The organism is uncultured Allobosea sp., assembly GCF_945956895.1.
GTDB lineage: Bacteria > Pseudomonadota > Alphaproteobacteria > Rhizobiales > Beijerinckiaceae > Allobosea.
Window position 1 is genome coordinate 1 of the sequence record NZ_CAMFJF010000066.1, and the last position, 15,561, is coordinate 15,561.

13 protein-coding genes and 1 pseudogene are annotated in these 15,561 nt (G+C 67.0%); 9 read left to right on the top strand and 5 right to left on the bottom strand.

The features are described 5' to 3' along the window. Positions 1 to 351: 351 nt before the first annotated feature. On the bottom strand, positions 352 to 966 hold the full coding sequence (locus Q0Q02_RS20240) for an HAD family phosphatase (protein ID WP_293812168.1): 615 nt from the start codon (positions 964 to 966) through the stop codon (positions 352 to 354). Between the two features lie 98 nt (positions 967 to 1,064). On the opposite strand from Q0Q02_RS20240, the gene Q0Q02_RS20245 reads away from it, so the two are divergent. Next, positions 1,065 to 1,964: a sulfite oxidase heme-binding subunit YedZ gene (locus tag Q0Q02_RS20245; protein WP_293812170.1), complete on the top strand. Its 900-nt coding sequence runs from the start codon at positions 1,065 to 1,067 to the stop codon at positions 1,962 to 1,964. Between the two features lie 80 nt (positions 1,965 to 2,044). Beyond that, positions 2,045 to 3,775 (top strand): MFS transporter, encoded by a 1,731-nt coding sequence (locus tag Q0Q02_RS20250; RefSeq protein WP_293812171.1) that lies wholly within the window; start codon positions 2,045 to 2,047, stop codon positions 3,773 to 3,775. Positions 3,776 to 3,785: 10 nt separating this feature from the next. On the opposite strand, the gene Q0Q02_RS20255 is transcribed toward Q0Q02_RS20250, so the two are convergent. Continuing rightward, positions 3,786 to 4,583, bottom strand: coding sequence for an undecaprenyl-diphosphate phosphatase (locus Q0Q02_RS20255; protein ID WP_293812173.1), 798 nt, complete (start codon positions 4,581 to 4,583; stop codon positions 3,786 to 3,788). A gap of 257 nt (positions 4,584 to 4,840) precedes the next feature. Here Q0Q02_RS20255 and Q0Q02_RS20260 point away from each other — a divergent pair, with 257 nt between their 5' ends. From Q0Q02_RS20260 to Q0Q02_RS20270, 3 genes are read left to right on the top strand one after another with little or no spacing between them, the layout of a single operon-like run. Next, a complete protein-coding gene (locus tag Q0Q02_RS20260; protein ID WP_293812175.1) occupies positions 4,841 to 5,533 on the top strand; it encodes a glutathione S-transferase family protein in 693 nt (230 codons plus the stop codon). Further along, on the top strand, positions 5,530 to 6,669 hold the full coding sequence (queG, locus tag Q0Q02_RS20265; protein WP_293812176.1) for a tRNA epoxyqueuosine(34) reductase QueG: 1,140 nt from the start codon (positions 5,530 to 5,532) through the stop codon (positions 6,667 to 6,669). The genes Q0Q02_RS20260 and queG overlap by 4 nt, the downstream gene beginning before the upstream one ends. After that, positions 6,666 to 7,532, top strand: a complete 867-nt coding sequence (locus Q0Q02_RS20270) for an SDR family oxidoreductase (RefSeq protein ID WP_293812178.1) — start codon at positions 6,666 to 6,668, stop codon at positions 7,530 to 7,532. The genes queG and Q0Q02_RS20270 overlap by 4 nt, the downstream gene beginning before the upstream one ends. Here Q0Q02_RS20270 and Q0Q02_RS20275 read toward each other — a convergent pair whose 3' ends face one another. The 3 genes and pseudogenes from Q0Q02_RS20275 to Q0Q02_RS20285 all read right to left on the bottom strand — a co-directional run. Continuing rightward, on the bottom strand, positions 7,533 to 8,381 hold the full coding sequence (locus Q0Q02_RS20275; RefSeq protein WP_293812180.1) for a GNAT family N-acetyltransferase: 849 nt from the start codon (positions 8,379 to 8,381) through the stop codon (positions 7,533 to 7,535). It abuts the gene before it with no gap. Between the two features lie 201 nt (positions 8,382 to 8,582). After that, a complete protein-coding gene (locus Q0Q02_RS20280; protein ID WP_293812182.1) occupies positions 8,583 to 10,676 on the bottom strand; it encodes an ATP-binding protein in 2,094 nt (697 codons plus the stop codon). Between the two features lie 94 nt (positions 10,677 to 10,770). Beyond that, positions 10,771 to 11,466, bottom strand: a pseudogene (locus Q0Q02_RS20285) (ATP-binding protein); the annotation flags it as partial. A 98-nt stretch (positions 11,467 to 11,564) separates the two neighbouring features. Here Q0Q02_RS20285 and Q0Q02_RS20290 point away from each other — a divergent pair. Genes Q0Q02_RS20290 through Q0Q02_RS23850 form a run of 4 tightly spaced genes read left to right on the top strand, consistent with a single transcriptional unit; the run spans position 11,565 to position 15,538 of the window. After that, a complete protein-coding gene (locus Q0Q02_RS20290) occupies positions 11,565 to 12,248 on the top strand; it encodes a TnsA endonuclease N-terminal domain-containing protein (protein WP_293812184.1) in 684 nt (227 codons plus the stop codon). Then, entirely contained in the window at positions 12,245 to 14,203 is a 1,959-nt protein-coding gene (locus Q0Q02_RS20295) for a Mu transposase C-terminal domain-containing protein (RefSeq protein ID WP_293812186.1), read from the top strand. The genes Q0Q02_RS20290 and Q0Q02_RS20295 overlap by 4 nt, the downstream gene beginning before the upstream one ends. Next, complete coding sequence (locus Q0Q02_RS20300; RefSeq protein ID WP_293812188.1) at positions 14,200 to 15,093, top strand: TniB family NTP-binding protein; 894 nt, start codon at positions 14,200 to 14,202, stop codon at positions 15,091 to 15,093. The genes Q0Q02_RS20295 and Q0Q02_RS20300 overlap by 4 nt, the downstream gene beginning before the upstream one ends. 7 nt (positions 15,094 to 15,100) lie before the next feature. Then, complete coding sequence (locus Q0Q02_RS23850) at positions 15,101 to 15,538, top strand: TniQ family protein (protein ID WP_367275050.1); 438 nt, start codon at positions 15,101 to 15,103, stop codon at positions 15,536 to 15,538. The last annotated feature ends 23 nt before the right edge of the window (positions 15,539 to 15,561 follow it).

Consider the following 15,561-nt stretch of genomic DNA (forward strand, 5'->3'; position numbering starts at 1 on the left):
TCGAGCTCTTCCTCGCCGGCAAGCTGCCCGCCAAGGGCTTCGTGCGCCAGGAAGATGCCGTCCTCGCCGATTTCCTCGCGACCAAGGCCGGCGCCCGGCTGGTCGGCGAAGCCCGCGGCGTCGATGCCGCCGGACTCGTGCCGAGCGTCGCGATCAAAAGCGCGGCCTGATCGCCCAGCTTCGGATATCGGGAACGCGAACCACCCCGTCATCCCGGGCTTGCCCGGGATCCATCGAAGAGCGCCAGAGTGCTACGATGGATCCCGGATCAGCGCGGCTTTGCCGCTTGTCCGGGATGACGGCGTGGTTCCGTGAATAACGAACCGAGTTCCGACAATCAGGCTCTGTCCGTCAGAGCCTGACGCCCAGGCCGCGCAATTCGGCGCGCAGGTCGATGGGCTCGACGAAATGGACGGCCCGCATCCCGGCGGCGCGGGCCCCCACCACGTTCTTCTCGCTGTCATCGACGAAGATGCAGTCGCCGGCCGTCAGGCCATAGCGATCGAGCAGCACCTCGTAGATCGCCCGCTCCGGCTTCAACATCCGCTCATGGGCGGAGACCACGACGCCGTCGAAGCTTTGCAGGAACGGGAAGCGGATCAGGCATTCCGCCCATTTCTCGCGCGAGAAATTGGTGATGGCGTAAACCTTCTCGCCCTGCCCTTTCAGTTCCTCCAGCACCGCGACGCTGTCGGCGATGGTATGGGGCACACTGTCATGCCAGCTTTCGTCGAAGGCGCGGATCTCGCGCTCCCATTCCGGATGCTGCCTGACCAGAAGGGCCACGCCCTCCTCCCAGGAGCGGCCGCGATCCTGCTCCAGGTTCCAGTCGCCCGTGCAGATGTTCTGCATGAACCAGTCGAGCCGCTCTGTCTCGGGGATCAACGAGCGGTAGATCAGCCGCGCGTCCCAGCGCAGCAGGACATTGCCGACATCGAAGACGACGATGGGAGTGCTGGAAGCCATGATCGAACCCGGTTGAAAGGGCCGGCAGGACAAACCATTCACGCGCTTGTGTCCAGATGTGCAGGACAGGGGTGGACCCCATCGTTTATGCCGGGGTCATGAGCGCGCGCACCGCAAATCCCGGCCTACAGACCTGGCTGCCATGGACCGATCGGCAGGGCCGGTTCTCAGGCCTGCGGGCTGCGGCCTTCGCGCTGCTCCTCATGCCCGCGCTCATGCTGCTCTATGCCGCCTGGATGCACCAGCTCGGCTCGAAGCCCTGGACGCAGGCGATCCACCAGACCGGGACCTGGGCGGTGCGAATCCTCATTGCCACGCTGGCGGTCTCGCCGTTCCGGCGCCTGTTCGACTGGGGCAAGCTGATCGGCATCCGCCGCATGCTCGGCCTCGGCGTCATGGCCTATGCGCTCGGGCATCTGGCGCTCTACTGCATCGACATGGCCTTCGACTGGGGGCTGATCGTCTCCGAGATCGTCAAGCGCTTCTACCTGACCATCGGCTTCGTCGCGCTCATCGGCCTCGTCGCGCTGGGTGCGACCTCGACCGACGGCATGATCCGCCGGCTCGGCAAGAGCTGGCAGCGCCTCCACAATCTCGTCTATCCGATCGCGATGCTCGGGCTGCTGCATTTCGCGCTGCAATCGAAGATCGACGTCACCGAACCCGTCCTGATGAGCGGGCTTTTCCTGCTGCTCCTGCTCTATCGCGGCCTGTATCGTTGGAAACTGCCTGTTTCCTTAGCCGCGCTCGCGGGCGCGGCGCTCCTTGCGGGGCTTCTCACCGCCGGCCTCGAAGCCGGCTGGTATGCCGCGACCTCCGGCGTCTCGGCCTGGCTGGTCTTCCAGGCCAATGCCGATATCCTGACCTATCAGGACTATGCTTCGATCCGGCCGGCACATTGGGTCGCGCTCGCCGGGCTCGCGGTGACGCTCGGCCATGGCTTGCGCGCCCGCAAGGCGCGCCCGCCGCGGCAGGCGCGCCAGGCCGCGGCGGCGTGAGAAGAAAAACTTTCCAAGTTTCGACATCTTCCAGATGGAAAGGGTTTCCCCCTCCAGCACTCATGCTCTAACCCTATGACATGCCTGACGATCCGCACGCCCAGCCCACGGCCGATGTCGTAGAAGCCGAGCTCGCCTCGGAGGGCATCAAGCCTACCCAGGTCCGGGTCTCGCCCTTCGTTCCGCTGCAGCAGCCTATCTTCCGCGCCGTCTGGTTCGCCAGCCTCATCTCGAATTTCGGTGGGCTGGTCCAGGCGGTCGGCGCCTCCTGGATGATGGCCTCGATCTCGCCCTCGGCCGAGATGGTCGCGCTGGTCCAGGCCTCGACGACCTTGCCGGTGATGCTGTTCTCGCTCGCGGCCGGCGCCATCGCCGACAATTACGACCGACGCAAGATCCTGCTGACCGCGCAATGCTTCATGCTGGCGATCTCGATCGGGCTCGCCGTCTTCGCCTGGTTCGGCCTGATCACGCCCTGGCTGCTCCTGACCTTCACCTTCCTGATCGGCTGCGGCACGGCGCTGAACAACCCGGCCTGGCAATCCTCGGTCGGCGACATGGTTCCACGCCGCGACGTGCCGGCAGCCGTGACGTTGAACAGCGTCGCCTTCAACATTGCCCGCAGCGTCGGGCCGGCGATCGGCGGCGCGATCGTCGCGGCGGCCGGCGCCGTGGCCGCCTTCATCATCAACGCTTTCAGCTATATTCCGCTGCTCGTCGTGCTGGCGCGCTGGGAGCCGCCCAAGGTCGAGCGCCCACTGCCGCGCGAGACGCTGTTCATCGCGATGAGCGCGGGTGTCCGCTATGTCGCGATGTCCCCGAATATCCGCACCGTTATCCTGCGCGCCTTCGTCTATGGCTTCGGCGCCATCGTGGGCCTGGCGCTGCTGCCGCTCATCGCGCGCGACCTCGTGCGCGGCGGTCCGTTGACCTATGGCGTGCTGCTCGGTGCTTTCGGTGCGGGCGCGGTAGCCGGCGCCTTCATGAGCGCGCGCCTGCGCCGGGCGATGAGCACGGAAGCGCTCGTCCGCTCGACCTTCGTCGCCTATGCCTGCGGCGTCACGCTCATCGCCTTCAGCAAGACGATCTGGCTGGCGATGGCGGGCCTGTGCATCTGCGGCGCCTGCTGGGTGCTGGCGCTCTCGACCTTCAATGCGACGGTGCAGCTCTCGGCGCCACGCTGGGTCGTCGGCCGGGCGCTGGCGATGTACCAGATGGCGACCTTCGGCGGCATGGCGATGGGCAGCTGGGCCTGGGGCCGCTCGGCCCTGCATTTTGGCATCGAGAAGGCGCTGCTGATGTCGGCCACCGTTCTGCTCGCCGGCGCGGTGATGGGCCTGCGCTACCGCTTGCCGCCGCTCGAGGAACTCAATCTCGACCCGCTCAGCCGCTGGCGCGAGCCCAAGGTCGCCGTCGATATCGAGCCGCGCTCCGGCCCGGTCATCGTGACCATCGAGTACATCATCAAGCACGAGGACGTCGTCGCCTTCCTGACCGTGATGGCGGAGCGCCGGCGCATCCGCCGCCGCGACGGCGCCCGGCACTGGACGCTGCTGCGCGACCTGACCGATCCGACGCTCTGGATCGAGCGCTATGACAGCCCGACCTGGGTCGAATATGTCCGGCAGAACCAGCGCGTCACCCAGGCCGATGCCGAGATCGGCGAGCAAGTGCGCACGCTGCATAGCGGGCCGAACCCGCCGGTCGTCCATCGCATGATCGAGCGTCAGACGGCCTCGCTGCCGCAACTGACGCCAGGCCGCCCGCCGACCCTCGCGGACTCGCTCAACGATCCGGCGCGCCCGGCTTAGGGAGTCGGATTCAGCCGACGATCCAGAGGCCGGCGAAACCGACCAGGCCGACGATGATCCGCCACCAGGCGAAGAGCGCGAAGCCGCGCTTGGAGACGAAATCGAGGAAGCTGCGCACCACGACCAGCGCCGAGACAAAGGCGGCGGCGAAACCGATAACGATCAGGATGCCGTCGTCGAAGGTCAGAAACTTGTAGCTCTTCAAGAGGTCATAAGCGAAGGCGCCCGCCATGGTCGGCATGGCCAGGAAGAAGGAGAATTCGGCCGCGGCCCGCTTGCTCGCGCCGAGCAGCATGGCGCCGACGATGGTCGAGCCCGAGCGCGAGACGCCGGGCACCATCGCCAGGCACTGGATCAGCCCGATCTTGAAATACATCGGCAGCGGGAAGGCGGTGGCGTCGGTATACTTCTCCTGCAGCTCCAGCTCGTCGACGACGAGCAGGATCAGGCCGCCGGCGACCAGCGTGCAGCAGACGATGAAGGGGTTGAACAGCACCCCCTTGATGAAGCCGTGCAGCAAAGCGCCGATCACGGCCGCCGGCAGGAAGGCGATGAGGACGCCGATGACGAAGCGCCTGGCCGAGGGATCGCTGGGAATGCGCAAGGCGATGTCGAGCAGACGGCGGAAATAGACCAGCAGGATGGCCAGGATCGCGCCCAGCTGGACCAGGACCTCGAAGGTCTTGCCGTTCGATTCGAAGCCGAGGAAGTGGCCCAGCAGCAGCAGATGCCCTGTCGAGGAGACCGGCAGGAATTCGGTGAGGCCCTCGACGATGCCGAGGACGAAGGCTTCGATCAGGTTGTGCATGGAAGGCTTTCCTCGCGCGAATCAGGCAGCCCGGACATCGGCCCACGCCAGCCTGCCGCCGGCTTACGCCCAGCTCTTTGCAAATTGGTTACCACTTCGCGAAGCAGCATCCGCAAATTGCGGGCTTCGGCACCATGGCGGGTTGTGGCGGTTTTCCGGCGTGATTATAGCAAGCCGCCGTCGCCTATCGGGTCGCCGCAAGCCCGGCGGCCCTGCTTCCGTCGCATTTTGCCTGCTTCACAGTCCTCATGAGTGCCATGGCGACCCTTTATCATTACCCGCTATGCCCGCATTCGCGTTTCATCCGCCTCGCGCTCAGCGAGTTCGGCATGGAGGCCGAACTGGTCGAGGAACGCGTCTGGGAGCGTCGGCGGGAGTTCATCGAGCTCAACACCGCAGGAACGACGCCGGTCTTCCAGGAGCAGAACGGGCTTGCCGTGCCCGGCGCCGGGCCGATCGCGGAATATCTCGACGAGACGCGAGGGCTCGCGCTCGGCGACCGCCGCCTGCTGCCGGAAGGGCCGGGCGAGCGCGTCGAGGTGCGCCGCCTGCTCGACTGGTTCAACATCAAGTTCCATGACGAGATCACCAGCCCGCTCGTGCTGGAAAAGGTGATGAAGCGGTTCATGAGCCGCGACGAGGGCGGCGGCCCGCCGGAAATGAGCGCGATCCGTGCGGCACGCGCCAATGTGCGCTATCATCTGCGCTACATCTCCTGGCTGCTGGCCAAGAGGAACTGGATCGCGGGCGCCGAGCTGAGCTATGCCGATCTCGCGGCCGCGGCGCACCTGTCCTGCGTCGATTATCTCGGTGACGTGCCCTGGGACGAGGATGAGGCGGCTCGCGCATGGTATGCGAGGATCAAGTCGAGACCGAGCTTCCGGCCGCTGCTGAGCGACCGCGTGCCGGGCATGGCTCCGAGCGCCCATTACGACAATCTGGATTTTTGAACGCCGAGAAGCTCAAGCACGCCGTCGCTGAACGAGCGCTGGCCGAAGGCTTCGCGGTCATGCGCGTGGCCGGCGCCGATGCGATCCCGCAGGCGCCGGAGCGCCTCGAGGCCTGGCTCGCCAACGGCTACCAGGGCGAGATGGGCTGGATGGAGGAGCGCCGAACGCAGCGTGCCGATCCGCGCCAGCTCTGGGGTGAGGTCCGCTCCGTCGTCATGCTCGGCATGAACTATGCCGGAGAGGGCGACCCGCTCGCGATGCTCGCCCAACCCGACAAGGCGGCGATCTCGCTCTATGCGAGACGGCGCGATTATCACGACGTCATCAAGGGCAAGCTGAAGAGCGTGGCCGGCCTGCTCGCTGCGCGCGGCGGCGCCGACGTCAAGGTCTTCGTCGATACCGCCCCAGTGATGGAAAAGCCGCTGGCGCAGGCGGCCGGGCTCGGCTGGCAGGGCAAGCACACGGTACTGGTCTCGCGCGAGCACGGTTCCTGGCTGTTGCTCGGCGCGATCTACACCACGGCCGCCTTGCCGGCCGACGCGGCCGAGCGCGACCATTGCGGCTCCTGCCGGCGCTGCCTCGATATCTGCCCGACTGACGCCTTCCCGGCGCCCTACCAGCTCGATGCGCGCCGCTGCATCGCCTATCTCACCATCGAACATGCCGGCCATATCGACGCTGGCTTGCGGCCCGGCATCGGCAACCGCGTCTTCGGCTGCGACGATTGCCTCGCCGTCTGCCCCTGGAACAAGTTCGCCGCAGCCGCGCAGGAAACGCGGCTCGCGCTCAAGGACGAGCTCGACGGGCTAGACCTCGCCACGCTCGCCCGCCTCGACGATCCCACCTTCCGCACGCTCTTCGCCGGCACGCCGGTGAAGCGGACCGGGCGCGACCGCTTCCTGCGCAATGTGCTGATCGCGATCGGCAATAGCGGCCGGCCCGCGCTGATCGACAGCGCCCTGCCCCATCTTGCCGATCCCTCGCCGCTGGTTCGCGCCATGACGGTCTGGGCGCTGGGTAGGCTCGATGCCGACCACGCGCGAGCACTCGCCGCCGCAGCGCTCCAGGACGAAACCGACCCGCAGGTGCGTGCCGAATGGCACGCGCTCATGCCCCAGACGGAAGACGCCGCATGAATATCCTGATCCTCGGCCTCGGCTATTCCGCCGGGTTCTTCGCGCGCGCCGCGCTGGCGCGGGGCTGGGAGGTGACAGGCACCGTCCGCTCGGCCGAGAAGGCGGCCGCGCTCAGCCGCGAGGGCATCCGGGCGCTGGTCTTTGGCGGCTTCGCGGTCTCGTCGGCGCTCGCCAAGGCGGTGGCGGAGGCGGACGCCGTGCTGGTTTCGGTTCAGCCGGCGGAGGATGGCGATCCGGCGCTCGGCCCCTTGCGCGCGGCGCTCATGGCCGCCCCGAACCTGCGCTGGATCGGCTATCTCTCGACGATCGGCGTCTATGGCGACCAGGACGGCGCCTGGATCGACGAAGACACGCCGCCGGCCCCGACCAATGCCCGCACCCGCCAGCGCGTCGAGATCGAGGAGGCTTGGCTGCAGCTCGGCCGCGACAGCGGCAAACCCGTGCAGATATTCCGCTTGTCCGGCATCTACGGCCCTGGCCGCAACGCCATCACCAAGCTGCGCGCCGGCACGGCAAACCGCCTGATCAAGCCGGGGCAGGTGTTCAACCGCATCCATGTCGACGATATCGCCGGCGTGCTGATGGCCTCGCTGGCGCAACCGCGCAACGGCGCGATCTACAACGTGACCGACAACGAGCCCGGCCCGCCGCAGGACGTCGTCACCTTCGCGGCGGAATTGACCGGCCTCGAGGCGCCGCCGGAGATTCCGTTCGAGCAGGCCAAGCTCTCGCCGATGGCGGCGAGCTTCTATGGCGAGAGCAAGCGCGTCTCGAACGCATTGGTGAAGCGGGAATTCGGCTATGCCTTCCGCTATCCGACCTATCGCGAGGCACTGCGCGCCCTGGCCGAAGCCGGCGAATAGTCAGGCGGCGTGGCGCGGGCCTTCGCCGCCATAGTAGTCAGCGTAGCGCTTGTCGATTGCCGAGACCGGCAGCACTACGAGAACGTCGGTGGTACCGAACTGGCGGTCGATGACGGCGCCGGTGCCGAAGCGGGCGCCAAGCCGCAGATAACCCTTGATCAAGGGCGGCAGCTGCTTGAGCGCGAGCTTGGCATCGATCATCTCCGGCGGCAGGCGATCCATGCCGACGAAATGCTCGGCATGCGCGGCCGCGCTCCACGCACCTTCCGAACGGGCATGGTGGTGCAGGAAGCTCAACGGCAGCGCCAGCGCATCGGGGTCGGTGCCGTCGAAGGAGGCGCAGCCGAACATCGCATCGATGCGGTGATGCTGGAGATAGGCCCAGATGCCGGACCAGAGCAATTCGACCGTCCGCTTGGTACGATAAGGCTTCAGCACGCAGGAGCGGCCGAGTTCGAGGAAGCGGCGGCCCGGATGGAGCGCCAGCATCGGGGCGAGATCGAACTCGCTCTGGGTATAGAAGCCGCCAAGGCGCTCGGCCGCGCTCTGACGCATCAGGCGGTAGGTGCCGACGACCTTGGGCTTGATGCCGCCGAAACGGCCGCGCGCGGCATGATCGATGACGAGGAGATGGTCACAGGCCTTGTCGAAACGATCGGCATCGCGGCGGAACATGCGCGAGATCACATCGGGCTTGGCCGACATTTCCTGATAGAATACGCGATAGCGCAGGCGCTGCGCCCGCCAGATCTCGCGCGGCCCGCGCGCGAGGCGGACCTCGAGCGAGCCGAGCCGCCCCAGCGTGCCCGACAGAGGTGCTTCATCGATCTCGGCGCCGGATCGGCGCATGGCTCCGCCCTTCATCAATATCAACGGGGCGAAGCGCGAGAACGGATTGCCGGCTGAAAACCGACCAGGCAGCGCGTTCTTGCTTCCAGAAACGTGCAATGCCATCGCGTCTCTCATCTCCTGCCGCTACCGGCATGAGGTAGGCTTGCTCCGCTGATCTTACAACTTCGCGACGAAACTGCGTCGGAGCGATGACAGTCGTCAAGCCGACAGGCTGCCCGCGGCGCTCTGCGACAAGCGTTCCAGCCAGCGCAGCAAAGCCTCGCGTTCCAGTGGTTTCGCCAGGCAATCATCCATGCCAGCGGCGAAAGCGGCAGCCCGATCCGCTGCGGAGACATTGGCCGTGACAGCCACCAGTGGCAGCATCGCGGCACGGCCGAGCCGCTTTTCCAGTGCACGGATGGCGCGGGCGCAATCGAGCCCCGTCATCATGGGCATACGGACATCGAGCAAGGCCAGCGCCAGCGGCTGCGCCGCTCCCGCGAAACTTGCCTCGACCCGACGCAAAGCCTCGCGCCCGTCGCGCGCCCAGATCGCCGTGCAGCCGCAACGCTCCAGCGTGCGCATCGCGAGCAAGGCGTTGATCTCGTTGTCTTCCGCGACCAGGACCGTCAGGCCTGCGCCGGGCAGGCGCGCCTGCGTCGCGGCACGCGCGGCGGGCTCGTCGACGACCGACGGCCCGGTCTCCAATCCGCTGCCCAACCGCTCATAGAGCGAGCGCGTCCGCACCGGCTTGATCAGGAAACCTGAAAAGCCCGCCTCCTGCGGCGACCCAAACTGCCTGCGGGCATGAGGCGACAGCAGGATGAGGCAAGCGCGTATCCCGGCCGCCGCGGCGGCTGCCGCAAGCTCCTTTGCCGGCGCATCGCCGAGCGCGTGATCGACCAGCACGGCCGTGACCGGGTTGTCCCCGGCAAGCTTCGCGCGCGCGACCTCGGCCGTCCCCGCAATGGAAACCGAGGCTCCGGTCGCCCGGATCGTTTCGGCCAGAAAGCGGACTGCGAAGGGCGCCGGCGAGACGAGCAGGACATGATGCTGCGACCAGTGCGGAATCCGTGCCTCCGGCGCATCGAGCGCCGCCACGAGAGGCAGCGTGACGCGGAAGGTCGCGCCCTCGCCGAACCGGCTCTCGGCGCGGACCTCGCCTCCCATCAGGCGCGCGAGACGCCGGACGATCGCGAGGCCGAGGCCAGTACCGGCCTGCCCCGCGGCGCCGCCATGGTCGAGCTGCTCGAACTCACCGAAGATCACATCGAGCCGGTCGGCCGGAATGCCGGGCCCGGTATCGGCGACGGTGATCTCCAGGCGCTCCCCGACACGGGCCAGGCTCAAGCCCACGCCGCCGGCCTCGGTGAACTTTACCGCATTGCCGACGAGGTTCAGCAGGACCTGGCGCAAACGGTCGCGGTCGCCGACGAGTCTCGCCGGCAGGGCGGGCGCGATATGGGCCGCAAGCTCGAGCCCCTTGGCCTGCGCGCGCGGCGCCATCAGTTCCGCAACCGTCTCGACGAGCTGGACCATGTCGAAGGGCTCCTCGACCAGTTCCAGCTTGCCGGCTTCGACCTTGGCGAAGTCGAGGATGTCGTCGACCAGCGCCAGCAAGGCCTCGCCGGAGGTGCGCAAGGCCGCGACATAGGTCGCCTGCTCGGCGTCGGGGCCGGTATCGGTGAGGAGGTCGGCCATGCCGAGAATGCCGTTGAGCGGGGTGCGGAACTCGTGACTGACGGTCGCGAGGAAGCGCGACTTCGCCTCGTTCGCAGCCTCGGCCCGCGCGCGTGCCTCGACCAGCGCATCCTCGCTCGCGATACGCGCCGAGATGTCGCGGCCGACGCGCTGGATCAATGTGCGTCCGCCGGGACCGGGCACCGCGGTCTCGACCCAGGAGATCCAGCGCTCGCCCTCATAGGTGGCGAGGCATTCGTCGAAGCTGCGGGCGCCGCCCTCCAGCAACAGAACCGGCCGGCTGGCGAGTTGCGGCAGCAGCATCTCGCTGCCGACCAGATCCTGCTCCCCCGCACCGAACAAGGCCGCATAGGCGCGGTTGGCATAGACGACCCGGGCGCCGTCGCGCCGGACGATCAGGTCACCCTGGGCCTCGATCAGGCTGCGATAGCGCTCCTCGCTGTCGGCCAGGCTCCAGAGCCGGTCATTGAGCGCCTCTGCGTCATGGGCAAGCGCCGGCACCTGCCGGCGCAAGCCGCCGCGCTGGCGCAGGAGCCAGAGGACGGTCCCCACCGCCGGGAGAAGCAATGCCGCGAAGGCAAGAGCGAGCCATGACCAGATCGAAGACGCCATGCCCTTCGATCTACGCAGCTCGCCTTGAAAAAGCCGCCTGGGAAAGCCGCGAATTCGACCGGTCGGATAGGAGAATCTGTTAACCCTGCCGCTCTCACGCGGCCTGGACGAGATCCTCCCCACGCGCCCGATAGGACAAGGCTTCCGCGAGATGGCGCCGGCCGACCTTCTCCTCCCCGTCGAGATCGGCGAGCGTGCGGGCGACCTTCAGTACGCGATGATAGGCGCGCGCCGTCAGACGCAGGGCTTCCGCCGCATCGCGCAGGAGCGCGAGCCCGGCCTTGTCCGGCCGCGCTACCTCCTCGATCACCGTGACCGGGCAGGCGGCATTGATCATGACATGGCCGAGGCCGAGCCCCTCGAAGCGCGCCGCCTGGATACGGCGGGCCGCCTCGACGCGCGCCGCGACCGTCGCGGAGCTCTCGCCGGCGGCAGGACGGATCAGATCCGCCGCGGTCACCGCGGGCACGTCGATCGCGATATCGATACGGTCGAGCAGCGGGCCGGAGACGCGCGACTGGTACTGAGCCATGCAGCGATCGTTCGGCTGGCGACGGCAGGCGTAGCCCGGCTCCGTCGCCCGGCCGCAGCGGCAGGGATTCATCGCCGCGACGAGCTGAAAGCGCGCGGGATAGACGACGCGGTGATTGGCGCGGGAGATCAGGACATTGCCGGTCTCCATCGGCTGGCGCAAGGCATCGAGCGCCTGCGGCTGGAATTCCGGCAATTCGTCGAGGAAGAGCACACCGTGATGGGCGAGCGAAACCTCGCCCGGCCGGGCCTGCAGGCCGCTGTGAGTTTTCACAATAACTGAGACTGGCGGATTCGACATTTCAGATACTTGTGGGAGATTCGGTCACAGTTGCTGAGATCGGATACCCACAGAAGATGAGACTGCCTGACGTTTTGCCAGAGAAGATGGGACTGGATCTGCGCGTCCCCGCGCGGACCATTCCCATGGGACGGCGAAGCGTTACGGGACGAGTGATCGTCAGGGGCAAGGCCATCGGATGCGAGTCGAACCTGGAGCACGACTTCCTTATCCGGCTCGCCATGGACCCGACTGTTGCAGACGTCCTGGAGCAACCGGTCACGATTCCCTACGTCGACATGAAAGGACGCATGAGCCGCTACACACCCGACTTCTTGGTCCGGTACGTGTGCGGCCACCAGATCCTCTGGGAGGTGAAGTTCACCGACGAGATCAAGACCGAGCGCAAGCGCTTGAAGGCCCGATTGATCGCGGGCCGCAGCTTCGCCGCTGAGCACGGCCTTCGGTTCCGACTGACCACCGAACGGCTGATCCGCGCGCCCGATTTCAAGAACCTTACCTTCCTACGCGGCTTCCTTGAGAACCACGAGGAGCCTGCGGTCGAGGCCGCGATCCTTGCCACGATCCGTCGAGAGGGAACCTCGACGCCTCGCCAAGCGATCGACGCGGCCTTCTCGAACGACGCCGATCGTCAGGCCGCCATCGCGCCGCTGTGGCGGCTCGTGGCGAACCGCGTCATCATCGCAGACCTCATGCATCCATTGACGATGACCTCTCCGATCAGCGCGAGGGATCCATGACCCTTGCCCAGAACACCCTCTCCCTGGACATCGACTCCATCGTTTCCTGCCGGGGCCGCGACTGGCGCGTGACGCACATACCGGCCTCGGACCACGTCCTCGCCGAGGACCTCGAGACCGGCAGCCGCGATCGCCTGACCATCCAGGAGATCCTCGATGGAGCGTCTCCTTCGCCAGACGTTCCTCAAACCGAAGCGGTGGAACGGCCCGACCTCTCCGATTTCACCGAAGAGCAATGGGCCGAGGCGACGCGGCGATACAAGATCATCGAGAGCCTGGCCGATAAGGAAGACCTGAGCCGCTCGGACGTGGCCGCGATGGCAAAGAGGTCGGGAACCTCGACCAGCACCCTCTACCGCTGGCTCGGCAACTACCGCACGACACGCCAGATCTCCGCGCTTATACCTGCACGTCGCGGACCCAAAAAAGGGACCAAGCGCCTCGACCCGAACGCCGAGCTCGTCATCCGGAATGTCATCGAGGACAACTTCCTCACGAAGCAGCGGCGCAAGGCATCTACCGCGATCGTCGAGATCCACAAGCGCTGCCGCAGCGCCGGGATCACGCCACCGCCCGAAAGCACCATCAGGCGCCGGTTCGCAGAGATCCCAGCCGCTGCGATGCTGCGGCGGCGCGGCCACAACGAAGAGGCCGCGAACAGGTTCAGACCGATCATCGGCCACTTCCCCGGAGCCGATCAGCCACTCGCGGTCGTCCAGATGGACCACACGAAGCTCGACGTCATCGTCGTTGACGACACGACGAGGCGCCCGCTCGGGCGGCCGTACATCACGGTCGCGCTGGACGTCTACAGCCGCATGGTGCTGGGCTTCTACGTGTCCATGGAGGCGGCCGGCGCGCTGGCCGCCGGCCTGTGCCTCACGATGGCGATCCTGCCCAAGGATCGAATCCTCAGCGACCTCGGCATCCCCGGCAAGTGGCCGGCCTACGGGCTGATGCGCTCCGTCCACCTGGACAACGCCAAGGAGTTCCGCGGGAACGTGCTGAAGCGCGCCTTCGACGAGTACGCCATCGACCTCAAGCTGCGCCCGGCGAAGACGCCGCACTTCGGCGGGCACATCGAGCGCTTCATGGGTCGGCTCGCCAACCTCATGCACACGCTGCCGGGCACGACGTTCTCAAGCCCCTCCAAACGGAAGGGGTACGACGCCGAGAAGGAGGCGACCCTCACCCTTGGCGAGGTCGAGCGCTTCATCACCGAGTTCATCGTGAACGTCTACCATCGCGACTTCCACGACGGGATCCAGATGGCTCCGATCGACCGCTGGACATCGGCGATCGCGGGTGACGATCTGACGCCTGGCATCGGGCTCCCGAAAATCCCGACCGACGCCCGCAAGCTGGCGATCGACTTCCTGCCGTTCGAGGAGAGGACGATCCAGAAGTACGGCCTCGTCATCGAAGGCATCCACTACTACCACGAGGTCCTCAGCCCACTGATTGGCTCTCGGGACCCGGTCACGGGCAAGCCCCGGAAGTACGTGGTGCGATACGACCCGCGCGACATGAGCCAGGTCTACCTCTCCGATCCGGACACTGCGTCGACCCATCCCATCCCCTACCGCGACACCTCCCGGCCGAAGGCCAGCCTCTGGTCGATCCGCCAGGCCACGGCGGAGGCGCGCAGGCGGGGCCTCGCGAACGTCGACGAAGACGCCATCTTCGCCGCGCTCGACCGCCAGGACGCCCTCGTGGCGGAGGCGGCAGCGACGACGAAGGACGTCCGCAAGACCTTCCAGCGCCGCGTCACGACCAACGGACCCGCCGTCCCCAGACCCGTGGGACGTGCACCGGCAGGCCATCCAGCAAGGCCAATCCATCCGGCCCCGCCGCCAGCCGTGAAAGACGACCTCGACAGCCTCTTCGCGACGCCGGCCGCACCCTTCGACGACATCGCCGTCTCGAAGCCACGCAATGAAGGGGCCGACGAATGACAGCATCCGCCAAGACCCCGGCCGGCTCCCTCGCCCATCTTGGCCCGGACCGCCAGGACATCGCCATCCTGACCAGCCAGGAGCGCATCCGGCTCGCCCGCGAGGACGCCTGGATCGGCTACAGCGCCGCCAGGAGCGGCCTCCAGCGCCTCGAGGACCTGCTCGACCATCCCAAGTCGCCGAGGATGCCGAACATCCTCGTGGTGGGCGACAGCGGAAACGGCAAGACGTCGCTGATCGGCCGCTTCCGCGACCTGCACCCGCCGACCATCAAGCCCGACGGTCGCGGCGAGCAACCCGTCGTCGTGATGACGATGCCGGCGGAGCCCTCCGAGGCCCGCTTCTGGAGCGACCTCATCGCAGCAATGGGCGTCGCGCGGAACGATTCCGGCACCGTGCAAGCGAAGATGAGCCAGGCCATGCTCCTGCTCCAGAGCCTGCACTGCCGGATGCTGGTCATCGACGAGATCCACAACGTCCTGAACGGCAACCTTCCCAGGCAGAAGCAGCTGCTGGCCATGCTGAAGAACCTCGGCAGCAGACTCATGATCCCTATCGTCGTGGTCGGCACCGAGTCCGCCAAGCGCACGCTGCAGACCGATCCGCAGCTCGCCAATCGCTTCGAGGCCATCGTCTTGCCGAAGTGGGAGCTCGGCAAGGATTTCGTCTCCCTGCTCGCGTCCTTCGAGAGGATACTGCCGCTCTTGGAGCGCTCCAACCTTGCCGGCCGCGAGCTCGCCCTTCCGCTGTTCGAACTGTCCAGGGGCTCCATCGGCCAGCTGACGCGGGTGCTCCGCCGGGCTGCCGTGGAAGCCATCAGGAGCGGCCGTGAGAGGATCACGCCCGATATCCTGGCAGGGCTCGACGCCATTGACCTGGGAGGCACGTGACCTTGCGATGAGCGCGAGTGCGCCCAAAGGGGACCTCCACTGGACTTTCAAGCTCCGCCCGAAGCCGGACGAACTGCTCTCGTCCTGGCTATGCCGGGTAGCGCACGCACACGGCATGACGCCACACGCCTTCCTCGCGCTCCACTGGCCGGGAATGGAGATCTGGACCCGCGACATCGACCGCAGCGCCGACGACGGCTGGCTACGGGAAGTCGCCAGCCGGTCCGGCCTCCCATTCGACGCCGTCACCGCCCTTACCCTCAAGCCCCTGATGCCGATCCTCGCCGGGGGCCGCCGTCGCGACTTCTCCCGAGGCGACGCGCCGCTCGTCCTCTCCGCCGGCGTCTTCCACCGCAGCAGGGTCCGCCACGCCCTGCAGTTCTGCCCCTTCTGCGTCGCGGAGGAGGACCCCCATGTTGATTTCCGCCGAGAAGTGACCCGTTAGGCGGGGATTTTTCCATCGAGAAG

Bases quoted from the DNA above. Each gene is read 5' to 3' on its own strand.
- Q0Q02_RS20255 (WP_293812173.1), bottom strand. From the start codon at position 4,583: ATGCACAACCTGATCGAAGCCTTCGTCCTCGGCATCGTCGAGGGCCTC.
- Q0Q02_RS20295 (WP_293812186.1), top strand. From the start codon at position 12,245: ATGACCCTTGCCCAGAACACCCTCTCCCTGGACATCGACTCCATCGTT.
- Q0Q02_RS20290 (WP_293812184.1), top strand. From the start codon at position 11,565: ATGAGACTGCCTGACGTTTTGCCAGAGAAGATGGGACTGGATCTGCGC.
- Q0Q02_RS20275 (WP_293812180.1), bottom strand. From the start codon at position 8,381: ATGCGCCGATCCGGCGCCGAGATCGATGAAGCACCTCTGTCGGGCACG.
- Q0Q02_RS20240 (WP_293812168.1), bottom strand. From the start codon at position 966: ATGGCTTCCAGCACTCCCATCGTCGTCTTCGATGTCGGCAATGTCCTG.
- Q0Q02_RS20250 (WP_293812171.1), top strand. From the start codon at position 2,045: ATGCCTGACGATCCGCACGCCCAGCCCACGGCCGATGTCGTAGAAGCC.
- Q0Q02_RS20245 (WP_293812170.1), top strand. From the start codon at position 1,065: ATGAGCGCGCGCACCGCAAATCCCGGCCTACAGACCTGGCTGCCATGG.
- Q0Q02_RS20300 (WP_293812188.1), top strand. From the start codon at position 14,200: ATGACAGCATCCGCCAAGACCCCGGCCGGCTCCCTCGCCCATCTTGGC.
- Q0Q02_RS23850 (WP_367275050.1), top strand. From the start codon at position 15,101: ATGAGCGCGAGTGCGCCCAAAGGGGACCTCCACTGGACTTTCAAGCTC.
- Q0Q02_RS20270 (WP_293812178.1), top strand. From the start codon at position 6,666: ATGAATATCCTGATCCTCGGCCTCGGCTATTCCGCCGGGTTCTTCGCG.
- Q0Q02_RS20260 (WP_293812175.1), top strand. From the start codon at position 4,841: ATGGCGACCCTTTATCATTACCCGCTATGCCCGCATTCGCGTTTCATC.
- Q0Q02_RS20280 (WP_293812182.1), bottom strand. From the start codon at position 10,676: ATGGCGTCTTCGATCTGGTCATGGCTCGCTCTTGCCTTCGCGGCATTG.